32 protein-coding genes are annotated in these 26,788 nt (G+C 41.2%); 5 read left to right on the top strand and 27 right to left on the bottom strand.

What is annotated here, in order from left to right; genetic code table 11:
- Positions 1 to 20: 20 nt before the first annotated feature.
- Entirely contained in the window at positions 21 to 476 is a 456-nt protein-coding gene (locus tag CYJ36_RS11375) for a YwpF family protein (protein WP_101567386.1), read from the top strand.
- Between the two features lie 17 nt (positions 477 to 493).
- On the opposite strand, the gene CYJ36_RS11370 is transcribed toward CYJ36_RS11375, so the two are convergent.
- From CYJ36_RS11370 to spoIIID, 8 genes are all read right to left on the bottom strand, one after another.
- Positions 494 to 745, bottom strand: coding sequence for a hypothetical protein (locus tag CYJ36_RS11370; protein ID WP_101567385.1), 252 nt, complete (start codon positions 743 to 745; stop codon positions 494 to 496).
- Between the two features lie 153 nt (positions 746 to 898).
- Positions 899 to 1,825, bottom strand: a complete 927-nt coding sequence (locus CYJ36_RS11365) for a nuclease-related domain-containing protein (protein ID WP_219621089.1) — start codon at positions 1,823 to 1,825, stop codon at positions 899 to 901.
- 651 nt (positions 1,826 to 2,476) lie between these two features.
- Complete coding sequence (fabZ, locus tag CYJ36_RS11360) at positions 2,477 to 2,911, bottom strand: 3-hydroxyacyl-ACP dehydratase FabZ (protein ID WP_101567383.1); 435 nt, start codon at positions 2,909 to 2,911, stop codon at positions 2,477 to 2,479.
- A 66-nt stretch (positions 2,912 to 2,977) separates the two neighbouring features.
- Positions 2,978 to 3,232 carry a DNA-directed RNA polymerase subunit beta gene (locus CYJ36_RS11355; RefSeq protein WP_101567382.1) on the bottom strand — a complete coding sequence of 85 codons (255 nt, stop codon included), beginning with the start codon at positions 3,230 to 3,232 and terminating at the stop codon, positions 2,978 to 2,980.
- Positions 3,233 to 3,248: 16 nt separating this feature from the next.
- Complete coding sequence (locus CYJ36_RS11350) at positions 3,249 to 4,055, bottom strand: flagellar hook-basal body protein (protein ID WP_101567381.1); 807 nt, start codon at positions 4,053 to 4,055, stop codon at positions 3,249 to 3,251.
- A gap of 13 nt (positions 4,056 to 4,068) precedes the next feature.
- Positions 4,069 to 4,899 carry a flagellar hook-basal body protein gene (locus CYJ36_RS11345; protein WP_101567380.1) on the bottom strand — a complete coding sequence of 277 codons (831 nt, stop codon included), beginning with the start codon at positions 4,897 to 4,899 and terminating at the stop codon, positions 4,069 to 4,071.
- 216 nt (positions 4,900 to 5,115) lie between these two features.
- Entirely contained in the window at positions 5,116 to 6,117 is a 1,002-nt protein-coding gene (locus CYJ36_RS11340; protein WP_101567379.1) for a rod shape-determining protein, read from the bottom strand.
- Between the two features lie 180 nt (positions 6,118 to 6,297).
- Positions 6,298 to 6,573 (bottom strand): sporulation transcriptional regulator SpoIIID, encoded by a 276-nt coding sequence (spoIIID, locus tag CYJ36_RS11335; protein ID WP_070875369.1) that lies wholly within the window; start codon positions 6,571 to 6,573, stop codon positions 6,298 to 6,300.
- 414 nt (positions 6,574 to 6,987) lie between these two features.
- Between spoIIID and CYJ36_RS11330 the strand changes: the two genes are divergently transcribed.
- On the top strand, positions 6,988 to 7,224 hold the full coding sequence (locus CYJ36_RS11330) for a hypothetical protein (RefSeq protein WP_219621088.1): 237 nt from the start codon (positions 6,988 to 6,990) through the stop codon (positions 7,222 to 7,224).
- Between the two features lie 98 nt (positions 7,225 to 7,322).
- Here CYJ36_RS11330 and CYJ36_RS11325 read toward each other — a convergent pair whose 3' ends face one another.
- Complete coding sequence (locus CYJ36_RS11325; protein ID WP_101567377.1) at positions 7,323 to 8,249, bottom strand: M23 family metallopeptidase; 927 nt, start codon at positions 8,247 to 8,249, stop codon at positions 7,323 to 7,325.
- 176 nt (positions 8,250 to 8,425) lie between these two features.
- Here CYJ36_RS11325 and CYJ36_RS11320 point away from each other — a divergent pair, with 176 nt between their 5' ends.
- Together CYJ36_RS11320 and CYJ36_RS11315 are read left to right on the top strand one after the other, a co-directional pair.
- A complete protein-coding gene (locus tag CYJ36_RS11320) occupies positions 8,426 to 8,854 on the top strand; it encodes a VanZ family protein (protein WP_101567376.1) in 429 nt (142 codons plus the stop codon).
- 6 nt (positions 8,855 to 8,860) lie between these two features.
- Entirely contained in the window at positions 8,861 to 9,358 is a 498-nt protein-coding gene (locus CYJ36_RS11315) for a GNAT family N-acetyltransferase (protein ID WP_101567375.1), read from the top strand.
- Between the two features lie 450 nt (positions 9,359 to 9,808).
- Here CYJ36_RS11315 and spoIID read toward each other — a convergent pair whose 3' ends face one another.
- The 18 genes from spoIID to CYJ36_RS11225 form a co-directional block, all read right to left on the bottom strand.
- Complete coding sequence (gene spoIID, locus CYJ36_RS11310; protein WP_101567374.1) at positions 9,809 to 10,834, bottom strand: stage II sporulation protein D; 1,026 nt, start codon at positions 10,832 to 10,834, stop codon at positions 9,809 to 9,811.
- A 124-nt stretch (positions 10,835 to 10,958) separates the two neighbouring features.
- Positions 10,959 to 11,396, bottom strand: a complete 438-nt coding sequence (locus CYJ36_RS11305) for a VanZ family protein (protein WP_101567373.1) — start codon at positions 11,394 to 11,396, stop codon at positions 10,959 to 10,961.
- A 347-nt stretch (positions 11,397 to 11,743) separates the two neighbouring features.
- Positions 11,744 to 13,048, bottom strand: a complete 1,305-nt coding sequence (murA, locus tag CYJ36_RS11300) for a UDP-N-acetylglucosamine 1-carboxyvinyltransferase (RefSeq protein WP_101567372.1) — start codon at positions 13,046 to 13,048, stop codon at positions 11,744 to 11,746.
- A gap of 32 nt (positions 13,049 to 13,080) precedes the next feature.
- Complete coding sequence (locus CYJ36_RS11295) at positions 13,081 to 13,821, bottom strand: YwmB family TATA-box binding protein (RefSeq protein ID WP_101567371.1); 741 nt, start codon at positions 13,819 to 13,821, stop codon at positions 13,081 to 13,083.
- 180 nt (positions 13,822 to 14,001) lie between these two features.
- Complete coding sequence (locus CYJ36_RS11290) at positions 14,002 to 14,232, bottom strand: DUF1146 family protein (RefSeq protein ID WP_101567370.1); 231 nt, start codon at positions 14,230 to 14,232, stop codon at positions 14,002 to 14,004.
- 166 nt (positions 14,233 to 14,398) lie between these two features.
- Complete coding sequence (locus tag CYJ36_RS11285) at positions 14,399 to 14,677, bottom strand: helix-turn-helix domain-containing protein (RefSeq protein ID WP_101567369.1); 279 nt, start codon at positions 14,675 to 14,677, stop codon at positions 14,399 to 14,401.
- Entirely contained in the window at positions 14,677 to 14,946 is a 270-nt protein-coding gene (locus CYJ36_RS11280) for a hypothetical protein (protein WP_219621087.1), read from the bottom strand. Before CYJ36_RS11280 ends, CYJ36_RS11285 begins: the two co-directional genes overlap by 1 nt.
- 132 nt (positions 14,947 to 15,078) lie before the next feature.
- A complete protein-coding gene (gene nuoN / locus CYJ36_RS11275; protein ID WP_101567367.1) occupies positions 15,079 to 16,569 on the bottom strand; it encodes an NADH-quinone oxidoreductase subunit NuoN in 1,491 nt (496 codons plus the stop codon).
- A 6-nt stretch (positions 16,570 to 16,575) separates the two neighbouring features.
- Entirely contained in the window at positions 16,576 to 18,093 is a 1,518-nt protein-coding gene (locus CYJ36_RS11270; protein ID WP_101567366.1) for an NADH-quinone oxidoreductase subunit M, read from the bottom strand.
- Positions 18,093 to 19,958 (bottom strand): NADH-quinone oxidoreductase subunit L, encoded by a 1,866-nt coding sequence (gene nuoL, locus CYJ36_RS11265; RefSeq protein WP_101567365.1) that lies wholly within the window; start codon positions 19,956 to 19,958, stop codon positions 18,093 to 18,095. The genes CYJ36_RS11270 and nuoL overlap by 1 nt, the downstream gene beginning before the upstream one ends.
- 31 nt (positions 19,959 to 19,989) lie before the next feature.
- Positions 19,990 to 20,304, bottom strand: coding sequence for an NADH-quinone oxidoreductase subunit NuoK (gene nuoK / locus CYJ36_RS11260; protein ID WP_101567364.1), 315 nt, complete (start codon positions 20,302 to 20,304; stop codon positions 19,990 to 19,992).
- The gene (locus tag CYJ36_RS11255) at positions 20,301 to 20,819 is read right to left on the bottom strand and encodes an NADH-quinone oxidoreductase subunit J (RefSeq protein ID WP_101567363.1); all 519 of its coding nucleotides are present in this window, start codon (positions 20,817 to 20,819) and stop codon (positions 20,301 to 20,303) included. Before CYJ36_RS11255 ends, nuoK begins: the two co-directional genes overlap by 4 nt.
- Positions 20,816 to 21,235 carry an NADH-quinone oxidoreductase subunit NuoI gene (gene nuoI / locus CYJ36_RS11250; protein WP_101567362.1) on the bottom strand — a complete coding sequence of 140 codons (420 nt, stop codon included), beginning with the start codon at positions 21,233 to 21,235 and terminating at the stop codon, positions 20,816 to 20,818. The genes CYJ36_RS11255 and nuoI overlap by 4 nt, the downstream gene beginning before the upstream one ends.
- Before the next feature lie 364 nt (positions 21,236 to 21,599).
- Positions 21,600 to 22,604, bottom strand: a complete 1,005-nt coding sequence (nuoH, locus tag CYJ36_RS11245; RefSeq protein WP_101567361.1) for an NADH-quinone oxidoreductase subunit NuoH — start codon at positions 22,602 to 22,604, stop codon at positions 21,600 to 21,602.
- Positions 22,604 to 23,704, bottom strand: coding sequence for an NADH-quinone oxidoreductase subunit D (locus CYJ36_RS11240; RefSeq protein WP_101567360.1), 1,101 nt, complete (start codon positions 23,702 to 23,704; stop codon positions 22,604 to 22,606). Before CYJ36_RS11240 ends, nuoH begins: the two co-directional genes overlap by 1 nt.
- A 3-nt stretch (positions 23,705 to 23,707) precedes the next feature.
- Positions 23,708 to 25,030 carry an NADH-quinone oxidoreductase subunit C gene (locus CYJ36_RS11235; RefSeq protein ID WP_101567359.1) on the bottom strand — a complete coding sequence of 441 codons (1,323 nt, stop codon included), beginning with the start codon at positions 25,028 to 25,030 and terminating at the stop codon, positions 23,708 to 23,710.
- Positions 25,020 to 25,541, bottom strand: coding sequence for a NuoB/complex I 20 kDa subunit family protein (locus CYJ36_RS11230; RefSeq protein WP_142382703.1), 522 nt, complete (start codon positions 25,539 to 25,541; stop codon positions 25,020 to 25,022). Before CYJ36_RS11230 ends, CYJ36_RS11235 begins: the two co-directional genes overlap by 11 nt.
- Positions 25,532 to 25,906: an NADH-quinone oxidoreductase subunit A gene (locus CYJ36_RS11225; protein ID WP_101567357.1), complete on the bottom strand. Its 375-nt coding sequence runs from the start codon at positions 25,904 to 25,906 to the stop codon at positions 25,532 to 25,534. The genes CYJ36_RS11230 and CYJ36_RS11225 overlap by 10 nt, the downstream gene beginning before the upstream one ends.
- A 254-nt stretch (positions 25,907 to 26,160) precedes the next feature.
- Here CYJ36_RS11225 and CYJ36_RS11220 point away from each other — a divergent pair, with 254 nt between their 5' ends.
- Positions 26,161 to 26,628 carry a hypothetical protein gene (locus tag CYJ36_RS11220; protein ID WP_101567356.1) on the top strand — a complete coding sequence of 156 codons (468 nt, stop codon included), beginning with the start codon at positions 26,161 to 26,163 and terminating at the stop codon, positions 26,626 to 26,628.
- The last annotated feature ends 160 nt before the right edge of the window (positions 26,629 to 26,788 follow it).

The raw sequence follows: 26,788 nt of genomic DNA, 5'->3' as shown, positions 1-26,788 counted from the left end.
CTGGACCAAGGAGGATATTTATGAAAACGTTTAGACTCGTGGGGCTGACCATTGAAATGCATGGGGACGAAGGCAGCCGTTTAGAAGATGTCGCCCTGACAGACGGCCTGATTATCAACAAAGAAGATGGGGAAAATCATTGGATGATTGAGGCCCTGTTAGAAAAAGAACAGCTTGAATCATTTGAATTGCTTTCACAGCAAAAAAATGAATTGCCTCTATATGTAACCATTTCAAAAAAAACCAACAAACCCGCAGAGATTAAGGCGATGATTAAATCCATCATGGTGCTGGAAAAACATATTTCTGTTTTATTCGAGGGGCGCATGCTTGCACGAAAATCAAAGCATGAACCTGAAAAATTGCTCGGTGATCTGATTGATAAAGGGTTGAACGGCGAAGACCTGGTACAGGCTTTCAAACAAAAACTCAATGAACAAAGAGAATTATCCGTGAAAAAGTCCCCTCAAGTGTGAAGGGACTTTTTGTTTTATTATTGATTTTTCTCTTCGTCTTCCATGTCCATATCTTCTTCCATTTGGTGCTCATCTTCCTTCATATCTTCTTCCATATCCTGCTCCATATCTTGTTCTGTTTCTTCTTCAGCAGGAGGTGTTTCTTCTTCTGGAGCTTCTTCTTCCATGTTATCTTCCGGCGGTGCTGGATCCTGATCGTCCGCACAGCCTGCAATCAACATAGCTGCAAGTAGTGAACCTGAAATTTTAAGTATCCATTTTTTATTCATGGTCATGCTCCTTCCTTAATTAGACCAGATTTTTTTCATTCTTAGTTCGTGGTTAGGATGTCCAGAATACTTGAGATTATACGTGCTGAAATTTGTCAAAAACGGCCGTTATAGTTTTTATTTACCACGGTTGGGGATTTTTAAACGTATTTTTTATAATGGGAGTTGGTATTTACGGTATTTGTAGCTGCCTGTGTATTCGAGGTTCATGGTCATTAATATCCTTGATGCAGAGGATGGCGAGGAAAGATGAAGAAATTCCCTCATATCTTTATTTGTTATTGTTTGCCCAAATAATAAGGCGTAATCCTGAAGAGATGCGATATGTGCATCTTTACTTGTGTGCTGACATCTCATACAAATCCAGCTGCCGCTGATTTTCTTCATTGGGATTGAAAAGCACTTTACACAATGGACACCGGTAATAATTTCTGAAAAAGGAATTTGAAATTGTTGAAGAAGATTGGGATTAATGGGGGTATTGCGTTTTATCAGCAGTCTGGATAACTTGTTTAATTCTTTAATTGTCATTATATTTTCGATGAAACGGGAAGAGAGGAATTGAATTTTATCTTCCAGTGCACCTGCATGAATCACTTTTTTTAGTACATTCTCTGAGTATGTTGGAATCGTTTTAAGAATAGTTGAGGGGTTACTGATGACGATGTATGAATAGATTGGGATATCAGGAAAATGTTGTTCCAAAAGCCATTTTCGAAGATTTTTCTGCTGCTTCTTAATTTGTAGAATGGGATCTGGAAATGCTTCTTCCTTTCCATTCAAAGTTCGGATTAACTGCTGAAATTTTTGATCAAAACAAAGTGTACCGCTCATGTTTTTTACTTCAAGAATTAAAAGATAGCTTCTTGTAAGCAGCAGAATATCTAATTGAAAATAGTTCTTTTCATCTTTTAATAGGCGAATGTCATGCAAAACAAGGAACTCTTTGCTTAAGTATGGCGTCAGGTGGTAGTCAATTGAATTCTCACCACGGTATCCAGCCAAACTTTTTGCATATTCGCCTTCAATTCTGCTTCTTTCTTTATGATGGGAAGGCAACCGTCTAAGTAAAGCTTGCAACTTTCGTATTTTTATAGGTAACTTTTGTTCTTTTTTAATCAAATGATCACTCCTTCTCTTTATTGACTTTGTTAATTTCGGTATTAATCTATAAATACCTCTATTAAAGGAAAAATTTCTGCTGAATGCTTTTGCTAGTTGCACTTGGAGCTTTTTCTTTTCAATTAGTCGTGAATCAGCTTGTTTTGCTACTTTGTTTCACGCTGGATCGAGCCTAATTTTCAAAAATAGGATTCTAACTTTCGAATATGCCTCTTTTATTTGCGAAAAGCCTGGTTCTATTTTCAGATTTGAGTGTTCTATTTTCATTTTTCCATATATACTCTATTTACAGGATTATTGCAGAACAGAATATCACTTTTCCTCGAGCCTTGTTATTACGTTCAAATAAATGCTTTTTCCTAGATGCACTTGGCTATTTAAGCTTTTTCTTTTCAATTAGTCGTGAATCAGCTTGTTTTGCTACTTTGTTTCACGCTGGATCGAGCCTAATTTTCAAAAATAGGATTCTAACTTTCGAATATGCCTCTTTTATTTGCGAAAACTATTGTTTTATTTTCAGATTTGAGCGTTTTATTTTCATTTTTCCATCTACCCCCTAATTCAAAACGACAAAAAAACGACCCCAAAACAGGATCGCCTTTACTCAAACTATTCCTTCTTATCCCCAAGAGCAAATGTCAATTCGGTTTCGCAGACGACTTCACCGTTTACTGTGGCAATGCCTTTGCCTTTGCCGATTGGACCGCGTAAACGGCTGATTTCGACTTCGAGGCGGAGCTGGTCACCTGGTTTTACTTGCTTTTTGAAGCGGCAGTTGTCAATGCCGGCGAAGAAGGCCAGGCGGCCGCGATTGTCTTCTTTGATGAGCATGGCCACTGCTCCGACTTGGGCTAATGCTTCTACGATCAGGACACCTGGCATGACAGGATAGTCTGGGAAATGGCCATTGAAAAACTCTTCATTTGCTGTTACATTTTTCAGTCCGATCGCACGCTTGCCTTCGTCTACCTCGAGGATTTGATCGATGAGCAAGAACGGGTAGCGGTGCGGGATGATTTCTTTGATTTGTGTGATGTCTAACATTTTAGTACCTCCTCCTAGTACAACCTATTAGTTCTATTATACAACAAAAGGAGGGATTAACCCTCCTTATTTTTCGGATTCTTTTTCGACTAGGTCAAAGACGTGCTGCCACGTTTCTTTTTTTAGAGCATCTGTTGGTTTTCCGTCACCGAGCACACCGTATCCAATCATCGCGCCGCTTACAGCTCCGACGGCCATAAAGAAAAGCACTAAAACAATACGCAGCCAGATCGGGATAAGACGAATCCTGATTCTGCGCTTACGTTCTTCCGTTTTTTTTGCTTGTTTTACTTGTTCGCGAGATTGTTCGTTTGTACTCATTGTAAAAACCCCTTTGTTATCTGACGCTGTTTATCAAGCCGAGCATTTGATCGCCCATTGTAATTGATTTCGAGTTTAACTGATAAGATCGCTGGGATACCATCAATTCAGTCATTTCTTTTGATAAATCCACATTTGATAGTTCAAGAGCACCTTGCTCAAGCCCAATTTGGTTCGGGTTCAGGAATGAGATGGTTCCGTTTGGTGCATTCTCATTTAAAGCGTACCGATTTCCGCCTTGTTTTTCAAGCATAGATTGCTGATTAACACTCACAACGCCTAATTGTACGGATTGAGGAAAGTCCGCTGCATTTTGGGGTACAGTTGATAATCTGCCATCTGCTGATAAAGTTACATTTTTAAAATTGTCAGCAAAAAAGATCGGATTTTGATTTTCATCAAGCACAGCGTGCCCTTCTGAGGATACAAGCTGCAGCTGCCCATTTTCCGCAGGGTTTAAATAAAGTCCGCCATCACGCGTATATTGAAGTTTGCCGTCTGCTTCAACCTGCAAAAATTGTCCTGGTTTTGTCAGTGCAAAATCAAGTTCGCGGTTTGTCACTTTAATGCCGCCTTGAGTAAAAACAGTTTGCCCCGATACCATGGCTCCAACTCCAGAACGAATGCCTAGAGCCGTTGATCTTCCGGCAGGATTATCTTCAAGTCCTGCATTATCTACTTGCTGTTGCAGAAGCTCTGAAAATCCGGTTTGTGTCCGTTTATATCCTTGTGTATCAATGTTTGCCATATTATTTCCAATCAGATCAAGCTGTTTTTGGAGCTGACCTAATGTGTTTGTTGCCGTGATCATCGAACGTAGCATGTTTATCCCCCTATTATCTTAAGCGGCCGATTTCATTCACGGCTTTGTCCATACTTCTATCATAAGCCTGCAGCACCTTTTGATTCGCTTCAAAGGCGCGGTATGCTGTCATCATTTCTGTATACGTTTTTGAAACATCAACGTTTGAGCCTTCCACAAAGCCTTGCTTAAGCTGATACGATATCTCAGGATTATCCACCGCACTCGGCAAGCCATCTTCCGCACGGAAAAGTCCATTTCCCTCTTTGATTAATGTTCTCGTATCATTTGCAAACACAATTTCAATCTGAGCCTGAGCAATACCGTCTACTCTCACCGTTCCATCTGGAGTCACTTCGAATTGATCGGATGCAACTGTAATGGGCTGCCCATTTGTTCCGAGAACAGGATTGCCTGCAAGTGTAAGCTGTCCGTTTTCATTACGGGTAAACTGTCCGTTGCGAGTATAACGCAGTCCATCATTTGGAGTTTGCACAGTGAAAAGCAGCATTCCTTTTGTATTCGTTTCCCCGTTAACCGGAATTATTTCCTCAACTAATGCAAGATCACTGGATAATCCCGTTTCACGAAGATCTCCTTGAGTAAATTGAGGAATCATTTCTTGAAGGTACACCCCAGTATTTAAAGATCCTACCGTACTAGCTGTACCGAAGTTTTGTCCGTTTTGGACGGGTACCTTGTCAGCCTCCACTCTTTTCAGCAGCATTTCTGGAAATGCCTTCATTGCAGCCTGATCTGATTTATATCCGGGTGTATTCGCATTGGCTAAATTATTGGACAGCATTTCTGTTCTGCGCTGCTGTGCAAGCATGCCTGCAGTCGCCGTATAAAAACCTCTTAGCATCTATTCACCTCATAGAGAGCCTTTCTCTCTTTTTTCGACAGTATTTTCTATTTTTATTATATCTGACAATTGGAAATATCACAGTATGATTTTATAAATCTTAATAATAATTTAAAGGTACACTCTTAAAATCGGCTGGAATGTCGAAAGGTTTATAGGAAGATTGAAAAAATAAAAAAGCACCAGTCCAAGAACTGATCCTTTTCCAATTAAGTATTATCCAAGCTTGCGTCTTGGCAGACGATCGACGTTGTCAAGCATGATGCCTGTTCCGATTGCGACACAATCCATTGGATTTTCAGCTATTAAAACGGGTACCTTTAATTCTTCTGCCATCAACTGATCCAGTCCGTTGAGAAGGGCTCCGCCTCCAGTCAAGATCACGCCTCGGTCGATGATGTCCGCTGAAAGTTCCGGCGGGGTGCGCTCCAATACGCTTTTTGCTGTTTGAATAATTAAAGACACAGATTCACGTAATGCGCCTTCAACTTCTTCAGAATTAACTGTAATGGTTCGAGGCAAGCCAGATACCATGTCTCTGCCGCGAATGGCGATTTCTTCGTTGCGTGCGCCTGGGAATACTGTTGCTACTTGTGTTTTGATATCCTCAGCCGTACGTTCTCCAATCAACAGCTTGTACTCTTTTTTAATATAATTCAAAATTTCCATATCAAACTTGTCCCCAGCCATCTTAATAGAAGAGGCGGTGACAATATCGCCCATTGAAAGGACTGCGACATCTGTCGTCCCACCGCCAATGTCTACTACCATATTTCCGCTTGGCTGGAAAATATCCATGCCTGCACCAATTGCAGCAACCTTTGGTTCTTCTTCAAGAAATACGTGTTTTCCGCCGCTTTTTTCAGCAGCTTCTTTGATGGCCTTTTGTTCAACAGAAGTAATATTCGTCGGACAGCAGATCAGCATCCGCGGTTTCGTGAATAGGCCCTTCACATTCAGCTTGTTAATAAAATGCTTGAGCATAGCTTCTGTTACTTCAAAATCTGCGATAACCCCGTCTTTTAATGGACGAATCGCAACAATATTCCCAGGAGTACGTCCTACCATTCTTCTTGCTTCTTCTCCAACAGCAAGAACCTTGCCAGTATTCTTGTCTAGCGCAACTACAGATGGCTCGTTTAATACGATGCCTTTTCCTTTTACGTGAATTAGTACATTTGCAGTACCAAGGTCAATTCCAATATCCCTTGCAAACATTCTTTCCATATCCTCCTTGCAATCTAATCCCAGTATTTCCTACTTTGTGCCCTAATTTCATATTGTATCATATATTACTAAAAAAAGTATGAATTTGTAAAATTTCATGTTTATATTTGTTGGGATTTGTCGAAATTGCAAGAAAGACACGTTCTTTGCAAAATAAGACACGCCATTCTATTATTTTACTGGTTCTTCTTGAAGGATATCCTCCTTCCGATACTTAAGCTTTGTCGCTTCCCCGCCTCTTAAATGGCGTATCGATTTATGATAATCAAGGATCTCTTTCACTTCATTTGCTAACTCAGGATTGATCTCAGGCAGTCTTTCTGTCAAATCTTTATGGACAGTACTTTTAGAAACGCCAAATTCCTTCGCAATCACGCGAACAGTTTTCCTCGTCTCCACGATATACTTTCCAATCTTGATAGTACGTTCTTTGATGTAATCGTGCACACCACTCGACCTCCCTAAAATGGATGTGAGAAGTGTGAAATGAGACTCGCATACCTAATTACAGCAGCCATTTTCCGCTTAGCTGAATGTATAATGCCACCATTGCTGCGTTTACGAAAAATATTCACGATCCCTCACCTCATACACTCTCTTTGTTAGGTTTGTAACATTTTATTAGCTTGGGTGAAGATATATGCTAAAAAGTCAAGAGGGACAAGGGATTTATGCGAATTTTTTTATAATATTGCAGAATAACCGCTCGAAGACATGCTGTAATACACTAAATTTTAGGAGGTGAAAACAAAAGTGGAAGCACTTATTATGAAAATGATGAATCAAATGAACAGCCAGTTTGATTAGGTCGATGAAAGATCAGATAAGCTGGATACGAGCTTGGTCAAGTTCGAAAATCGTATGGATACCTTAGAACTCAGCTTGGTTAAGCTTGAATCACGTTTGGATGGTGCAGAAATTGGTGTAGGATCGGTGGAAAAAATGGTTTCAAATATAATTAAGCATTGTGGCGAAACATCTATTCAATATGAATTGCTGCAAGAAAGCATTGGTAATTTAACAAATGAGCTTCGAAACAGTATTAAACAAATTTCAAAAGCGCATCAGTTAACCCTCATATTCCATTTCCTCAACTAGATATTTCCCGAGAAATTTGTCGAGTTATTAAAAAACTTGGAACAAAAAAATAGTCTACCCCTATTGGATAGACATCTATATATTGTTGCTTATTAAGATTAAGCGTTTTTTGTGCTGACAGAAACCTCAGATTGGTCTTCTTGATTCCCTTTTTCTTTGCCTTCTTTACCAGCATCTTCTTTTTCTTTATCTTCTTCAGCACCTTTTTCTTCAGTGCCTTTTTCTGCATCTTTTTCTTCTTCAGCGCCTTTTTCTTCTTCAGCACCTTTTTCTTCTTTAGCGTCCTCTTCTTTAGCAGGCTCTTCTTCTTCTTTAACTGGTTTTTCTTTTTCAGCATTTACTGAGTTTAAAGAAGTAAGCGGTTTATCCATGTAATCTAATGGATTGACAGCCGTGCCGTCTTTGCGGATTTCAAAGTGAACATGTACGCCATCTTCTTCTTTCATCAAGCTTTTTCCAGCTTGTCCAATGACTTCGTTTTGTTCTACTTCGTCATCAACAGCAACTGTAATACTTGCTAGTGATTGGTAAACAGTTGTGACACCATTTTCATGCTCGATTTCAACAACTTGTCCAAGTAAAGGATCTTTTTCGGCTTTTGTAACAGTACCGCTTAATGAAGCTGCAACTTCGAATTCCTTGCCATCTTCTTTAGCCAAGTCAATTCCTTTGCTAGGCTCATACGTATTATTATAGGAAACGAGTGCTGCTTCTTGCTCTTCTGCTGATGCATCTTTTTCATAGAAGTTACGGATGACCGATACTGCGTCAGAGTCTACTGCAGGCATACTGAAATTTTCTACTGCTGAGTTAACCTCTGCTGTTGGTTCATCTTGATACGATGTTCCTTGATCGATCATATCCTCATTTGCAGAATTGCCATTGCCTAAAGCCTGATACCATAATACGACTGTCAAAATCAATGCTGCACTGACTAAATAGATTGCTGGGAATACCCAACGCTTTCTGAAAAATTTTTGCATTTTCGAGTTTTGAGAAGTACGTTTAGTTTCTTCCTCTCTCATTCTATCATCACCTCAGCAATCATTCTGAACAAAATTCTGAAAATATATACACCGCTATTTAAAAAATTTCAGATATTATTTTTTGCAGTCTTTTTTAAAAATATGTATCAATCTTAAAAATAATTATTTGAGACATGGTATACTATGTTCCATCAGCAATCTGAAGGAGTACGGAGATGAAAAATACTTTACTGAAATGGTTGCTGACCCTAGCACCTATTTTCTATATGATCCTGATCTGGATTCTATCAAGTTTGCCAGCGGATGCTATTATTAAGACGCCTTTTTCATTTGACCATTTAATGAAAGAGTCTCTTCATCTAATAGAATTTGGAATTCTCTATTGGCTGATTGCTTTGGCGTTTGCCGCTCATCAAAGCTGGACTGCTAAAGTAAGTGTAACTGCTGCAATAATATCTATTTTATACGGAGCAACAGATGAAATTCATCAATACTTTGTTCCCTATCGATCTGCTACAGTGATTGATTTAATAAAGGACGCAATCGGGGTTCTTGTTTCCTTCTATTTAATGAAGGTTATGTATTTTGCAAAGCGTCCTTCATTTATTACGACTATCTTTCAAAAGTTAAATGATGCGGAGTGATCTTCTATGAGTTTCCCTATTCGAAAAGCTGTCTTACAAGATTTGGCTGTCATTGTTGACATTTATAACTCTACAATTGCCAGCAGAATGGTTACGGCAGACCTGAGCCCTGTTACAGTAGCTGATCGCGAGGGCTGGTTCCATCAGCACTCAGACCAACGTCCGCTGTGGGTGATGGAGGATGAAGGAAAAATTGTCGCCTGGTTAAGCTTTGAATCTTTCTATGGCAGACAAGCTTATCAATATACCGCTGAAGTCAGCATCTATATTGATCAAAACGTGCGCGGAAAAGGAATTGGCACCACATTCCTGCAAAAAGCCATTGATTCATGTCCAGAACTCGGCATCAAAACATTGCTTGGCTTTGTGTTCGGACACAATGAAGCAAGCCTGCGGCTCTTCGCGCGCTTCGGCTTTGAACAATGGGCAAAAATGCCGCGAGTTGCCGAACTGGATGGAATTGAACGCGATTTAGTGATTGTTGGGAAACGTGTGGTGGAATAATGAAGGAAATCCGATTCTGGGGAATCGGATTTTTGTTTGTTATCAGCTTATTATTGAAAAAATCTGCTCTTACTAGCGGCAAGTGCCGCTTTATTAACCGGAAGCAAAGGTTTACTATCGACCCGCTGCACCCTGTCCATTCCAATACAAAAACATCAAATTATTGACCTGAAACCCTACATTCAAACCCCTAAATAGCCTTTTTTAGCTGCACTTGGGTATTCATGTTTGAGATTTTACGTGAATGCGATTACATATGTAAGTCTAGCCAAAACGGATACCAGCTTCTCTGCCTTATTATCGACAACACTGTTCTTATGATCCGCTAGAGCCTGTTTATTTGCCAGAATCCAAGGTTTATTATCCGAAATCACCTTCTTATTATCCGATCCGCTGCACCCCAATCCCCAAACAAAAAAAGCGCGAGGATCTTATCCCCCGCACTCTCCCTTAATTACGAGCCGTAAATTGTGTCACAAATGGCTCAGCATTCGCTACTTGGGTGCCTTGATAATAGTAGCTGACGATGTCTTGATATTTTTTGCCGTCCTGGGCCATGAAGTTTGCACCGTATTGACTCATGCCGACACCGTGGCCGAAGCCTTTCGTGGTGATGACGACTTGATCGCCTTTTAGCTCCCATGTAAAGTCACTGGAGCGGAGTCCAAGTTTTTCGCGAATTTCTCTGCCGTTTAGCTTTGTGCCGTTAATATCGACTTGAGCAATCCTTTTGCCTGATGTGCGTTCAATGATTTTCCCAACTTCTCCGCCTGAACCTAGCTTTACATTGAGTTTTTTCTCAAAGTCACTCACTTTGATGGCGATTCGATCATAATATTCAGGCGATTTTTCATCCCATGGGCTTTCCACACTCTTTAAATACGGATACGGTGTCGTCCAGTACTCTTCTGAGTTTTCCGTATAACCGTTGCTTGTGGAGAAAAAGGATGCATCAATCGGTTTGTTTTCATAAGTTAAGATCTGTCCTTGTGTGCTGGCGACGGCATTGTAAATTTTCTTCATTTTCCAATCATAATCTTTGCCCCACTGCTTTTTCAGCTCAGCATCACTTTTGAAAACCTGATGTGTTGTCGTATCGGATACAACTGCATCTTCTGGAACACCAATTGGCTCTTCATTAAGCAGCTGTCTTACTATATACGTTCTTGCTGCAAGGGCCTGAGCTTTTAAAGCTTCATCCTCAAAAGTGGCAGGCATCTCTGAAGAGACAACGCCAATGATGTATTCTTCAAGAGGAATGTTTTCCGTTTTGCCCAGGCTGCTGCGATAGACCGGTACATCAACAATTGATTTTCCCAGCATGACTTGTTCTTCCTTTTCCTTTTTGGTTTGAAGGTCTTCGGTTAGTTCACCTTGTGTACCGCTCATAAATGGCGCAACTAACAATGTCGGGATCATTAGTATAATGAGAAATAATCCAGCGAAAATTAAAAGTATTGGTTTCATTGATTTCATCTAAGAGCCTCCATATCGCATTGTCGTTTACCGTCTCTACTCAATAGTATGGAGGTGGACAACCATTTATGACTGAAAAACTCTTAAATCTGAAGATTGCTTCATAACCTCTCTTTGTATATTTCTACATTTTCCGCCGATTTCCTTCGACAAATTGCTTCTGCTTTGAAGGACCTGAAATGACACTTAAAAAAATAATTCCTGCGATTACTCCTGAAAAATCATACATCATATCAACAATTCTGCCGCTCCGCATAAAATACAGCTGAAGGATTTCTGAAGAAACGGTGAGAGCCGCTCCCCACCAAATGGCTGTTCGCATTCTGTACATAAAAGTCATTATGATTGTAAAAATAAAAAAGTAAAAAGCATGGCCTATTTTTGTCACGACGTAAAACTTGCTATCCAAGTTTATATCATTGTATAAAAGCAAATCTGAAAAATCAGGATTTGGCCGAAATGTCAGTCCAATATAATCTCCTGTCAGCAGCGACAGCAAATCACTCGTAAATGTGAACAATGAAAATGCGACAATTAAAAATAAAGCTGTAATAAATTTCATAAAACCCTCCTTCGCATTCATCGTCGTCCATTGCTGATTATTTTATGCAAAAGCTTTTTTAAAGTTGTTTTAGGCTGTAGATTCCACCCGTGGATTTCGGCTGCAGACACTTGCTTTCCGCTACAATCCATTACATTTTTTCTAATAGCAACAAATTTTACGAAAGGAGCCTTTCGAATTGTAAAAGCCCATACTTAACTATCCGTGATCACTCTAAATTATGCAAAAAAATCATGAACTGCAATGTATAAATGATAAGCAAAATACCAACACTAATAAAGTATTTTTCAAAAAATAAAAAAGAAGCTGGAATCCGGAGACTCCAACTTCTTAGAATGTACGTATGATTAAGCGTTCATGTCGCTTACAGCCTGCTCGGTTTTCACAGTGCTTCCTTCTGAGATGCGTTCGATATCGGCACCAATTGCTGCAAGTTTGCCGTGGAAGTTAACATATCCGCGGTCAACATGCTTAAGCTCTGTTACACGAGTGTAGCCTTCAGCAACTAATCCTGCAAGAACAAGCGCTGCACCAGCACGTAAGTCTGTTGCTGCAACTTCAGCACCTTGCATATTAACTGGACCATTAATGATAACAGAACGGCCCTCAATTTTGATATCCCCATTCATGCGGCGGAATTCTTCCACGTGCATGAAACGGTTTTCGAAAACAGTTTCCGTGATCATAGAAGTTCCTTCGGCTTTCAAAAGCAATGCCATCATTTGTGATTGCATGTCAGTTGGGAAGCCAGGATGCGGCATTGTTTTAATGTCAATGGATTTTAGTTTTTCTGGTCCAATGACACGAACTCCATCTTCTTCTTCAAGAATCTGTACGCCCATTTCTTCCATTTTTGCGATCAGAGATGTTAAGTGTTCGGGCACAGCGCCGCGAACCAATACATTTCCGCCTGTAATTGCAGCTGCAACCATAAATGTTCCAGCTTCGATGCGGTCAGGAATGATGTGATGTTTAACACCTTTAAGTGTTTCTACGCCTTCAATGCGAATTGTACCTGTTCCGGCACCGCGCACTTTGCCGCCCATTGCATTAATGTAATTGGCAAGGTCAACGATTTCCGGTTCTTTTGCTACGTTCTCAAGGACTGTTGTCCCCTCTGCAAGAGCCGCAGCCATAATGATGTTTTCTGTTGCTCCAACGCTTGGGAAATCTAAATAGATTTTAGCACCGCGAAGTCTTCCTTTTACTTCAGCGTCGATAAATCCGTTCCCAACTTTAATTGAAGCTCCCATTGCTTCAAAGCCTTTTAAATGTTGATCAATTGGACGTGATCCTATCGCACATCCGCCTGGCAATGCCACGCGTGCACGGCCATTTCTGGCTAGTAATGGACCCATAACTAAAACAGAAGCACGCATTTTGCGTACATATTCGAAAGGAGCTTCCATATTTAGCTCTTTAGATGCATCTACAAACACTTGGTTATTTTCAAAGTGGACTTCTGCCCCTATATGGCGCAGCACTTCATTGATTGTATACACATCGGAGAGCGTAGGTACATCACAAATTATGCTTTTTTGTTCACTGGCTAATAAAGATGCAGCGATTACTGGTAAAACGGCATTTTTAGCACCTTCTACTTTAACTGTACCGTTTAACTTACGACCGCCGCGGACGATGATTTTTTCCAAGGTCTTCCCCTCCGCGTCCCAATTTCTATATATTAATATTCAGACGTAATGATTGGTGTTCCTACTGTAACGCTAGTATTATCGCCCAATCCTGCGCCTCTGAGCGCAATTTGAATATTCATGCTGCCTTTATCTGTTGGAATTTCGTGATTCCAATCTGACGTTCGTGCGGATACCGATACAAATTGTTTTTCTTTAAGCTGTTCAACTGGCACCGCGTTAAATTGTTTAAGCAAATCATTTACCTTCAAATGCAAAACACTACTCATCTTATCATCAAGCTGTCCATTTACACAAGTGAAAATTGTAGGATTTTCATGGAAAATGTCGAAACTCTGAGCTTGCGCATACTCATAAATTTTCGTCCAATTTTTTCCTGAACCTTCCCCACTGAGCTCATACAAGATATACGATTGTTTTTGACCGTTTGTGTCGGTTGAAAGAATCTGAAGCTTTTCAACAGCTTTGATCTTTTTGTTAAAAAAGATTCCCGTTGCTTTATGTAGCTTGCCGTCTGCACGTTCATCGGACCACTTATAATGACGAAATTGAGTTTGTAAAAGTTTCGTTATTTCCTCAAAAGAACGATCATTATTTGAAATCATTTCTTTAGAGTATAAGGACCATTTCTTAACATCAATTTCCTGTGCTTCCATGCCTTCTACAATTGTTTTAATTTCAGCTTCATCTTTTTCAAATCCAATAGCTTGTGCAACAACCGAACCTGTAAGAAAGAATAAAAAGATAATAATTGCCAGACTTGTTTTTTTCATCGCCGCCACTTCCTCTCCTTAGTAACATTGTTACCGTTTGAGAGGCTGGTATACGTGGAAAAAGTCGTCATTGTTAGACAATCCTTAAGCTGTTTTGCTGTAATCTGTAGGTCATATTCCCCTGTTGTTAATTAGTTAAACGTAACAAAAGCGGATGCCTCTTGTTTTGCTAAAATCTTGTTAAAATAAAAAAGGCAGCTGACGGGACCATATTAAATAATCGAGAAAAAAATTGCTTACAGCGCCTGAGATGGCAATGGTCAGCAGGATAAGCAGTGCACGCGCTTGCATCACTTTCCCTTTTTTCATGGCTTTCTCAATATGTAAGGCCTGCAGCGCCCACCATGTGATTGGAATGAAAACGAGATGGGACAAAAGGCCAAGCAATGCTTGCTGATTAAATTCAAGCATAGGTTCAACTCCTATAGTCAGCTATTCTAAACGTAATCATAGCACTTTTAACAAAAACATAAAAAAAAGAGGCTTTTACACCTCTTCTATTATATAAAATTTTGCACAAGGAATGATGTTATTTTTGTAAAGATTCTTGTCAGATTTATGAAATATAAATTGACTTTTAGTCGATCGTTGCATGGTTTCTTTTTTCTACTCTTTCAAGTGCATTTTCAATCTCACTGATAATTTTAAGAGGAACTTCGTCAAAACCAGCTTCAACCTTAGATATTACCCTCGATTCCACCCCTGATTCAAGGGCAAGATCTTTTTGGGTTAGTCTCATATTCACTCTTTTCTTGAATATTTCCATCCCCTTGGAAGCTTTCTCACTAGTTAAAAGCTCATTTATATGAGGATTTAACTTAGCATTAGATAAAATATCATTAAAACTTTTAGTCATTATTTATAACCTCCTGATTTACGGATATAGGAGTCTGGATTCACTTTATACTTAATTGCTATATTGTATGCTCTTTGTCTAGCTTGTTCCGTTATTTTGTTTTTTAATCCTTTTTGCATCTGTTCTGCAGTAAATTCATACGCCTCAGTAAAAACATAAAATTGTGCATTTAAAGAATCTTTAACAGGAAAATAAAACATTCTGACTGAAGATTGATTGAACTCTATTCTCAGTTCATAAATCCCTGGAACAGTATATGGCATTCTCATTTGTATGAAATAGTATTTTAGTCATGTCTAATGTCACTATAAGTTGTTTTACAAATTATAGCATACTCCCCCAAAAAAAATGTACAATCTCCCTTAATATTAAGTGAAATTGCACATTTTTTCCATATGTTTCTAAGAAATATTCAACTTAAAAAAATCAAACGCCACTGTCGGGAAAATTCCAAACAAAATCGTCGCAATCATACAAATAACTGTAACGATCAGAAGGGGTGCGCTCCATTTAAATGGCTCCTCGGTTTCTTTCTTTCTGAAAAACACTTGTGTGAGGATGCCGAAGTAATAAAAGTAAGAGACTACGGTTGTTGCGATCATGATGGAAGCAAGCACAATCTGAGGTGTGCTGTTCGTAAATGCATTCATGAAAATGGTTATTTTTCCGATAAAACCCGCGGTTCCTGGAAGTCCAGCAAGTGATAGTAAAAAAATTGTGACTGCAATGCCAGCAAGCGGTGATCTGTGATAAAGACCTGCAAATGCTGATAGATCTTCTGTGCCTGCTGTTTTGGAGACAGCCTGTAAAATTGCGAAAGCGCCGAGATTCATTATCACATAGGACAGCAAGTAAAACCATATGGCATCAAAGTAAAAGTAGCCTCCAAAGGAGACGAAGCCGACCAGCACGTATCCTGCATGTGCAATGGAGGAATATGCAAGCATGCGCTTTACGTTTTTTTGTTTCAGTGCGATGGTGTTACCGACAATCATTGTGATTGCCGCGAGAATCGCAATAAACCCTTGGAATACCATTAACATGGACTGCATGCCGTCTTCAGATGGAATCGCTCCGAAAACCGATAAAGATATTCTTAAAATGATAATAAATCCTGCCGTTTTTGAAACGACACTTAAAAAGGCTGTTATTGGTGTTGGAGCTCCTTCGTATACATCCGGTGCCCACATGTGAAAAGGAACGGTTGCTATTTTGAAGGATAATCCAACAAAGATAAGCAGGAAGGAAACGCCTGCAATGAAGGTATATCCAGACTCAGTCAATGAATTCAGCTGCGGAATCATTTCCGTGAGGCTAGTTGTTCCTGTCAAACCGTATATATAGCTCATTCCGAAAAGAGTAATCGCTGTTGAAATGCCGCCGTTGATGACATATTTAAGTGCGGCTTCGTTTGATTTGAGATTTTTTCTGCGCAAGCCAGCTAAAATATATGAAGAAATGGACAGCAATTCAAGACCGGCAAACAGTGTAATTAAATCACGGCTTGAAGCCATCATCATGGCACCTAAAAGAGCTGCTGTGAGCAAATAATAAAATTCTCCCCGTTCTTTTAATCCTTCGCGCGGTTCATAATCAATTGCAAGTAAAAAAATGATCGCAGCGCCGAGCAATAAAATAAACTTAAATGCTTTTGCAAAAGCATCCAGTACAAAAGTGTCATAAAGAATGACGGTGTCTTCTGTTCCAATCATCAAAGCAAGACTCAGAATAGCGCCTGCAATTCCCGCCAGTCCGATCCACCCTAGCCATTTTCGGCTCTTGTCCTCTTTTATGAAAAGATCTATGATTGAAAGCAGCAGTGCCGTTCCGAGAATGATGAACTCCGGCATCATGACATTCCATTTAAAGCTAAGCAAGGTCTCCATATCCATCGTTCATCACCCCCCAATCCCTTTCATGATGGTTTCGATCGTAAGCTGCAACGGAACGGAAAGTCCATTTGGATAAACACCGATTAATACGATAAAAAACAGCATGACAGTTACTGGGACAATCTCATACCACCTCATATCATATAGCGCGTGTTCTTCCTTTTTTTCAGCTCCAAATGTAATCGCGAGGACTGCCCTTAGAAGATAGGCAGCGGTCAGGATAATCCCAATCGCTCCAATCGTTCCAAGCTCAGGATGCTCACCAAAAACCCCCATGAACGCGGTCAATTCACTAATAAATCCTGACATTCCCGGTAATCCAAGCGAAGCCATGGCTCCAGCCAGCAAAAATCCTGCTGTAAGCGGCATTGCCTTAGCCAAGCCTGAAAGCTTGTCGAGCTGCGTTGTTTCTGTTCTTTCCGTTATCACTCCCACTAAGAAAAACAGCAGTGCTGAAATCAACCCGTGGGATACGACCTGAAAAATCGCTCCCTGTATCCCCGCTTCATTTAAAGCTCCAAGCCCAATAAGCACAATGCCCATATGAGAAATACTGGAGTACGCCAGCACCATCTTAAATTCAGTTTGGATGAGGGCTAAAAACGCGCCGTACAGTAAATTCACGAGACCGAGAACGATTAAAATCGTACTTAGCTGTGTAAACTCGTTCGGGAATAAGCCAAGTCCAAATTTGATTAAACCGAAGGCACCAATTTTCAAAAGAATGCCTGAATGCAGCATGACTATAGGCGGCGGTGCCTGCACATGTACGCGCAGCATCCAAGTGTGCATTGGGAAAATCGGGAGCTTTACCCCAAAGGCAGCGATTAAGGCAATTAGCAGTCCCAGCTTAAAGTCTTCTGAAATCGGACCGATCAGCTGAACGTCCGGTGTATTTAATAATTGACTCAGAAGCACAATATTCGTCGTCCCTGTTTTTGAAAAAAGCAGGATAATGACGAGAAGGAGAATAGCCGAGCCAAATCCGTTATAAAGCAAAAATTGATACGCAGCTTTTTCACGGGCCATGTAGCCCCATTTTCCAATTAAGAAAAACATTGGAATCAACGTAATCTCAAAAAAGATGAAAAAGAGTATCAGATTTTGGGCCATGAATACGCCAAGCATGCCGATTTCGAGAAGCAAAAACAGCATAAAATAACTTTTCCAGTTCTTTTTGATTGAAACGGATGCTGCTGCAGATAAAGCTGCAAGAATAGATGTCAGCAGCACCATAATCAGCGAAAAGCCATCAAGTCCAAGCTCATAATCAACTGTAAACACACCAGGCTGCATCTCATGATATTGCCCAAATGAAATCCATTCATGTTTTTCAGTAAATCGTGCCAGATCATTTCCAAGCTGATATTGTGCAAAAATAATGCCTGATAAAAGAACGGCAGGCAATGTAGCTAAAAAGCCGACAAGTTTGAGTGATTTTTCCTGATCGTTATTCATAAAAGCCAGGACAATGATTCCGATGACTGGAGAGAATACGAGAGCTGTTAGAAGAATGGATGTCATTATAGATTTCCCCCTGTGAAGGCAAATAGGACAAGGATAAGGGCGAGTCCGATGAAAGCCACTGTTCCGTACATTTGCACCTGTCCATTCTGCATCCTCGCACCAAATCCTCCAGCTGTTTTGACAATCCCCGCTATCCCCTTCACAGCTCCTTCAACTAAGAACTTTTCAAGGTATTTGCAGAAGAAACTAATGGTTTTAGTCAGCCAAATAACGGTGATTCCATATAGTTCATCGATGTAATACTTATTTTTTAGGACTAAGTAAATCATCGGCGCGCGCTGTCTTGCTTTTTCGGACGAAATGGAGCGCTTGCTGTACATAAAGTAAGCGAGGACGATGCCAAGCAGGGATACGCCAGTGGCAACGAACATAATCCATGCCGGCCCTTCAATATGACCATGGCCAAGCTGCGGTGAACCGTCTGTCAGCCAATCTCCAAGAAAGGTGCCAAACCATGGAGTGTTGCTGTACCCCGAGAAAATCGCGAGTACCGCAAGAATGCTCATTGGGATCAGCATCGTCGCCGGTGATTCTTTTACCTTGGAAAGGTCTGATTTTGCTGGTCCAGTGAACACAAGAAAGAAAAGCCGGAACATGTAAAACGCTGTAAAAAAGGCCGCTGCAACCGCCAGCCAGAAAAGAGCTGAATTTCCATGTGTCCATGCAGCGATTAAGATTTCATCTTTACTGAAAAACCCTGAGAAAAGCGGCACTCCGCTTATTGCGACTGTTCCGATTAGAAACAGCGGACCTGTTGCTTTCAGTTTTTTCCACAATCCGCCCATCTCGTCAATGTTCTGTGTGTGAACAGCATGGATGACACTTCCCGCTGCGAGAAACAGCAAGGCTTTAAAAAAAGCATGTGTCATTAAATGAAAGACTCCTGCCACATATCCTGCAGAACCGAGGGCAAGCATCATGTACCCCAGCTGGCTCACCGTTGAGTAAGCTAGTACACGTTTAATGTCTTTTTGCACAAGGCCGATGCTTGCAGCAAAAATGGCAGTGAATGCTCCGATGGTCGCAACAACAAGCAATGCCGTTTCACTTGCTGCAAACAGAGGATACATAAGGGCTACCAAATAAACGCCTGCTGCAACCATTGTCGCAGCATGAATCAGAGCTGAAACGGGGGTTGGCCCTTCCATTGCATCCGGAAGCCAGGAGTGAAGCGGAAACTGTCCTGATTTTCCAATCGCGCCTATGAATAGGAGAAGGCTGATGAGCGTAATCATATCAAGTGGAATCATGCCATCTGCGACACTTGCAAAAATCTGGTCATATTCAAAGCTTCCGACCTGCCAAAAGAGGAGGAGCATCCCGATGAAGAGGCCGACATCACCGATCCGGGTCATAATAAATGCTTTTCTCGCAGCCGCTTTTGCTTCTTCTTTATAAAAATAAAAGCCAATCAGCAAGAAAGAGCCAACTCCAACTAATTCCCAAAAAATATAGAGCTGGAGCAGATTTGTGGTCATCACTAGACCCAGCATACTGAAGGTGAATAAACCCAGGTACGCATAAAAAACCGGAAAGCGCTCGTCTCCATGCATATATCCTTTTGAATAAATATGTACAACCAAACTTACAAGCGAAACGACAACAAGCATTAATGCATTTAATTGATTAATTTCAAAGCCCGCTGTCAGCTCAAGTTCTCCGACCGTCAGCCATACTGCTTCAGCTTGATAGGTTGGCTGTGTAAACCGTTCGAACAATACGGCGAGCGAGCCCGCAAAAGAAAGGAACAAAAGCCCGCTTCCTACTAAAGCACTGCTCTCCTTTATGCGTTTGCCGGCTATCAGCAGCGCAAGGAATGAGACAAGCGGGAACAGCGGTATCATCCAGGCATATGGCATCATTGTAATTCAATCCCCTTCTTGTTTAGAGGTTTTAATGCTTCATAGAATTATAGTCATCAATATTGACCGATCTCCTGTTACGATACAAAGCAAAAAGAATGGCAAGCCCTACTGCCGCTTCAGCTGCTGCAATCGTAATCGTAAAGAGAGAAAAAACTTGTCCTGTAATCGAAGGAACCATGCCATACTTACTGAAGGCTACAAGATTAATATTGGCGGCATTCAGCATGAGCTCAATGGAAATGAGCACAATGACCGTATTTCGTTTCGTAAGAGCCCCGTAAAGCCCGATGCAAAAAAGGATAAGCGCAAGAACAAGGTAGGCTGATAAAGGAATCGAGCTCATTTTTTGTCCTCCTCATTCTCGTCTTTTTTTGCAAGTATAATCGCTCCTACTAACGCGACTAGTAAAAGAACAGATGTCAGCTCAAATGGAATGACAAAATGCGAATAAAGGGAAATTCCGATTTGCTCCGTATTTTTCACATGCAGATTAGCCGTCGGTTCACCGAGCTGCAAATCATAGATTCCGAGATACATAACGATCGCAAAGGCAGCAATTCCAAAAAATGTGAGGAGTTTTCTTACTGTGCCGGCATGCGCTTGATCCTCGTCTTCATGACGTGTCAGCATGATGCCAAAGAGCATGATGATGGTAATCGCACCCGAGTAGATTAAGATTTGGACCGCTGCGACAAACTCTGCTGAGAGAAGAACATATAAACCGGCAATACTCACAAACGTGAACACAAGCGAGACCACCATATGCACCACTTTTGTCACGTTCAGCATGAGAATTCCGCCTCCGATTGCCACTATTGCGAGTCCGACAAAGGCTAAATATTCTCCGGTTATACTCACACCTTATTCTCCTCCCTGACATTCTCATCATTTTCATCAAGCCACTCGAGATTCTTGAACAGCTGATCGCGGCTGTATTCTGCAAGCTCAAAATTATTCGTCATCACGATCGCCTCTGTCGGGCAAACCTCTGTGCAAAGATCACACAAAATGCAAATTTCAAAATTAATATCATACGTATCAATGATTTTCCCTTTTTTCGTTGGATCAGGATGCTTCTTGCCTGTCAGCTCAATGCAATCTGTCGGGCATATATTCGCACACTGATTGCAGACAATGCACTTTTCCGGATAAAACTTCTGAATGCCCCGGAAGCGGTCTGGCAGCTGCAATGCCTCATTCGGGTAATCATATGTCACTTTTTTCTTCGTCAAGTTGTTCAGGGTATACGTTAAACCTTTTGCTAAGCCTCGCATGCTCTCCCCCCCTTGATTTTGTGTAGTGAATCTATGCAGATTGCCGTTTACTATCCAATTCAGTCAGAATACTTTCCAAATTGCCTCATTTACTAGCGGAAACCTTTGAATTACTTTCCAAAATGGAGCATTTACTTTCTTTTTTTCATTTGCCCCCTAATACTAAGTGCTGGAACCTAATAAAACCGCTATTATCCTCGACAGATTTTGGGTAATCAGGTTTTTTAAGTTGTTCTTTTTTCACAATATCGAACTAACTTTCAAATTCCGACATTTAACTTTCAGTAATGCTCCTTTTATTTGCAAAAATCTTTGGTTTATTTGCAAGAATCACGATTCTATTTCAACTTTACCAATTTATTCCTTATTTAAAGAAAATCTCCTTCACGATCGCCGTTAGAAAAATATTCGCAAGTGCGACCGGAAGAAGCACCTTCCATCCAAACTCCATTAGCTGATCAGCGCGGATACGCGGGAATGTGACGCGGAACCAAATGAGCGTGAAGATGACGACGCTGAATTTAAGGCCAAACCAGATTGCTCCTGGAATGAAATCAAGAAATGCGATCGGATGCCAGCCTCCTAAAAATAAAACAGTAGTTAGGGACGCCATTGCGAAGAAGTAAACGTATTCGGATAACATGAAGAACGCCCAGCGGAATCCGGAGTATTCAACATGGTAGCCGGCGACAAGCTCTGATTCCGCTTCTGGCAGGTCAAACGGAGTCCTGTTTAGCTCAGCAACAGAGGCAATCAGGAAGATAAGAAATCCAATCGGCTGCAGGAAAATAAACCAGACATCCTCCTGTGCATCTACAATTGTGTTCAAATTCAGACTCCCTGAGAGTAAAACAACTCCGATGACCGACATGACAAGCGGAATTTCATATGAAATCATTTGAGCCGCCGCACGCATTCCCCCAAGCAGGGAGTATTTATTATTCGATGCCCAGCCTCCCGTTACGATGCCGATCGTTGTCAAACCGGATATGGCAATGTAGAACAGCAGGCCGACACCGAGATCTGCAAATTGAAACGCATCCGTAAATGGGATTGTCGAGAGGACAATAAATGCGGGCGCGAAAGCAATCACAGGTGCTAAAATAAACAGCGGTTTATCCGCAAGCTTCGGGATCGTGTCTTCTTTTATAAGAAGCTTTAAAACATCAGCCACTGTTTGCAGCAAACCCCATCTGCCGCCTACCTGGTTTGGACCAATGCGCCCCTGCATAAATCCCATAACCTTGCGCTCTGCCAAAATGCCATATGTGACAAAGCCGAGGACCACGAACAGAAAGGCCGTTGCCAGTCCAAAGAAAATCGCAAAGTTTCCGACACCGGGCGATGATTGAAGCAGGCCTTCCACCATTATCCGTCCACCTCCCCAAGAACAATGTCAATGGCACCGAGAATGGTGATCAGATTCGCCATGTTTTCTCCCTCCAAAAGCTTTGGCAGGATTTGCAGATTATAAAAAGACGGACGCCTGAATTTCAATCGGTACGGTTCTTTTTTTCCTTCACTGGCAATATAGCAGCCGATTTCACCGCGCGGAGATTCAATTCTTACATACGCCTCTCCTTTTGGTGCTTTGATGATTTTTGGCACTTTAGCGATAATCGGACCATCAGCCGGGAATTGCTCTACAGCCTGCTCTAAAATCTTCAATGATTCCTCGATCTCTTCCATACGGCATTCATATCTTGCAAATGCGTCACCTTTTGTCCGAACAGGCACGTCAAAATCAAATCGGTCGTAAATCGAGTAGGGTTCATCTTTGCGAAGGTCCCATTTTACGCCAGTACAGCGCAGGTTTGCGCCGCTTAAGGAATAAGCAAGCGCCTCTTCCTTCGTATAAATTCCGACGCCTTTTACACGATTCAGGAAGATTTCGTTTCCTGAAACGAGATCATGGTAGCCCTTCAGCTGTTCCCTCATATAAGGGATAAATTCTGCTACTTTTTCAATCCAGCCGTCAGGCGCATCCCACTTCACGCCGCCAACCCGCATGTAATTGAAAGTTAGCCTTGCTCCTGAGAGTTCAGTCAGCAAGTTAATGATCATTTCCCGCTCGCGGAATGCATACAGAAATGGGCTGACCGCCCCAATATCGAGTAAGTAGGTGCCCCACCAAACAAGATGGCTTGCGACTCTGCCAAGCTCCATCGCGATAATTCGCAAATATTCGCCCCGCTCAGGAACCTGAATCCCTGTCATCGTTTCCACAGCATGACAAATGACATAATTGTTCGTCATAGCTGAAAGATAATCCATCCGGTCTGTGTAGGGAATAATTTGTGTGTATTGAAGGTTTTCTGCAAGCTTTTCGGTGCCTCTATGTAAATAGCCGATAACAGGTGTAGCTTCTTTTATGATTTCTCCGTCAATCTTGATCACCAGCCTGAACACGCCATGTGTGCTCGGATGCTGCGGTCCGACATTCAGGAGCATTTCTTCTGTTCTTATCAAAAGCTACACCTCCACATCATATGGTTCATAATCTTTACGAAGCGGATGGCCAACCCAATCATCCGGCATCATAATCCGGGTTAAATTTGGGTGACCCGTAAAACGGATCCCAAGTAAATCAAATGCTTCACGTTCAGGCCAGTCTGCACCTTTCCACAGCGGTTCGAGGGAATCAATTTCAGACTGTTCGCGATCCAGTTTTACCTTAAGGACAACGGTATGGCGATGTGTATAGGAAAACAGATACACATAAAGTTCCATATGAGTTTGAAAATCAGTTCCGTGCAGTTCAGATACATAATCAAATGCTAATTTATCATTGTTTTTCAGCAGCTCAGCAATCTTAAAATAGGAATCTCTATTTGCAACAAGCGTCGGTACATCTTTCGATAATCGATTAATATAGGATTCTTCCAAAACATCTTTGCCGAGTTGCTGTTCAATAACTTTAACGTACTTCTGCAATATGGGTTCATTAGGTGAAGGTTCTTCTTGTTGAGGTGGTTCTTCTGAAGTAAGTTTCTTCGCTTTTGCTGCTGCTGCGGCTTTTGCTTTTGCGGCTGCAATGGCTTTTGCTTTTTCTTTTGCAAGATCATCATCTGAAAGATTTTCACGTCCAGCTTTTGCTTTCGCTGCTGCAGCGGCTTTTGCCTTTGCGGCAGCGGCTGCTTTTTGCTTTGCTAACTCCTCGTCTGGGGCACCTTCAGCTTTTGCTTTTTGTTTTGCGAGTGCTGCTGCTTTTGCCTTGGCTGCTGCGACTGCTTTCTGTTTCGCAAGTGCCAGGTCATCAGCTGAATCCCCGCTTGCACCTATTGGGTTTGCTTGTTGCTTGGCTAATGCAGCCGCTTTTGCTTTTGCAGCTGCGGCTGCTTTTTGTTTCGCTAAGGAATCGTCATCTTGAGATTTTTGTGCGACTGCTTCTTTTGCTTTCTGTTTTGCCAGTGCGGCCGCTTTTGCTTTTGCGGCTGCAGCCGCTTTTTGCTTCGCAAGAGCTGTCTCATCCGAATTGTCCGCGGAGTCTGCTTCTTTTGCCTTTTGTTTTGCAAGCGCAGCGGCTTTTGCTTTTGCCGCAGCTGCCGCTTTTTGCTTCGCGAGGCTCGCGTCATCGATCGTCTCATTCACCTTAGCTTCCTGTGCTCTTTGCTTCGCCAATGCAGCCGCTTTTGCCTTTGCAGCTGCTGCTGCCTTTTGTTTCGCCAGGTCTATGTTTTCTCTATCTGAACTTTCTTTAGCAGCGTTCTTTTCAGCCAATTTTTTAAGAGCGGCTTCCTTTGCTTTCTGAGCGGCTTCTTTCTTCAGCTGCTGGATGTCTTTCTCATCGCTCATGGATTATTTCACTCCCTGTTTTCGCCTCGTAACGGATTTTCTCTCTCAGTTTATTGATTCCATAGATGAGAGCGGCAGGATTTGGAGGACATCCGGGAATGTATACATCGACAGGCACGATTTGATCGACACCTTTTACGACAGCATAGGATTTGATGTATGGTCCTCCTGCTGTTGCACAGGAACCCATGGCTATCACCCATTTTGGTTCAGGCATTTGATCGTAGAGCCGTTTTAAAACCGGGGCCATTTTTTTCGTCACTGTGCCTGAGACAATCATGACATCTGATTGCCGTGGTGATGTCCGGAAAAAGGATCCGAAACGGTCTAAATCATAGTGCGATGACCCGACACCCATCATTTCGATTGCACAGCAGGCAAGACCGAATGTCAGCGGCCAAAGGGAGTTGCTTCTGGCCCAGCCTTTCAATTCTTCAAGCGTCGTTAAAAAAACGCTGCGTTTCAATTCTTCCATTTCGTCCTGAGGAATGTTCGTTACATTTAAGTCCATTTCAGCACCTTCTTCTTCCATGCGTAGACTAGCCCGATGACGAGCATGAAGACAAAAATAAGCATCTCAATGAGGGCAAAAACGCCTAATTTTTCATATGCGACTGCCCACGGATATAAAAACACGGTTTCTACATCAAAAATGACAAACATGAGTCCAAACATATAGTAGCGAACATTAAACTGAACGCGTGAATCATGGTAGGGATCAATTCCGCTTTCGTAAGTAGTTGCTTTTGCTTCGCTCGGTGCATGCGGCCTCAAAATCCGGCCAATACCTAAAGCGACAACAGGAAGCAAAATGCCAAGGAGCAGGAAAACAACAACGATTAAGTAATTATTTAAGTATACGTTTAATGATTCCATCCATTTCCCCCGTTATGTTAAAAATATTAAAACTTTCATAATATTTAAAATGTAATCGCTAACATTATATCATTATTATACAAGGTCAATAAAGGATATTTTTAACAAAGATACTCCCTTTCCAAAATCAACCTCCTCTGTAGCTTTAATGTAAATGGCTCATTTTGAATAATATGGATGATATACTTGCTCTGGAACAAAAAGTTGAGGTGACAGAATGCTAGAATCTTATAATCATCAAACAGAAACAGATTATGGCAGGAATTTGCCTGTCTCCTGAAAATGAAGCATTGGCCAAAGTGTATTACTATGAAAAACGGAAAGAGAACTTGTCTCTCTTAGAAGATATATATGCAGAATTAGGCTTAACATTAAACTATTCCCGAAAAAGTTTAATCGAGCTTGAAGAAGTGTACTTTTCATTTTTTCAGCAAAATAAGTTTCGCGACTTTCAAATAACTGTAAAAGAGTTAGAAGAATGCATGAGTATTTATTTTGGAGAAGTTATCACCATCCACCTTGAAGATGCGAAATGGCTCGTAAAAGAATATTCATTTACTGAAGGTGCCTATGTTATGGGACTGCAGTGCGGACGTACAACAACTTATTTCTCCAATTTTTTTGAAGAACATTACATGACTGTAAGAGATGCATCTGAACAGAAAATCTATCAATTGTACAAGCGTTATGAGAAAAAAGGGAAGAAAATGGGGCCAAACTAGCTATTTGCTAGTTTGGTCTATCTTTATTTTAAACGATTATGAATATTTAATCTATTTAGGATAATTGTTTTTTTTATATTTTTGAATTTATTAGGAGAAGACCTAGTCCCACAAGTAAAATGATCAATAGACGATATTCCTGATCGACGTTTGCAAGATT

It is taken from the genome of Bacillus sp. UMB0893, from assembly GCF_002858905.1.
Lineage (GTDB): Bacteria > Bacillota > Bacilli > Bacillales > Bacillaceae > Bacillus_P.
This window is presented reverse-complemented; position numbering and strand designations above follow the sequence as displayed.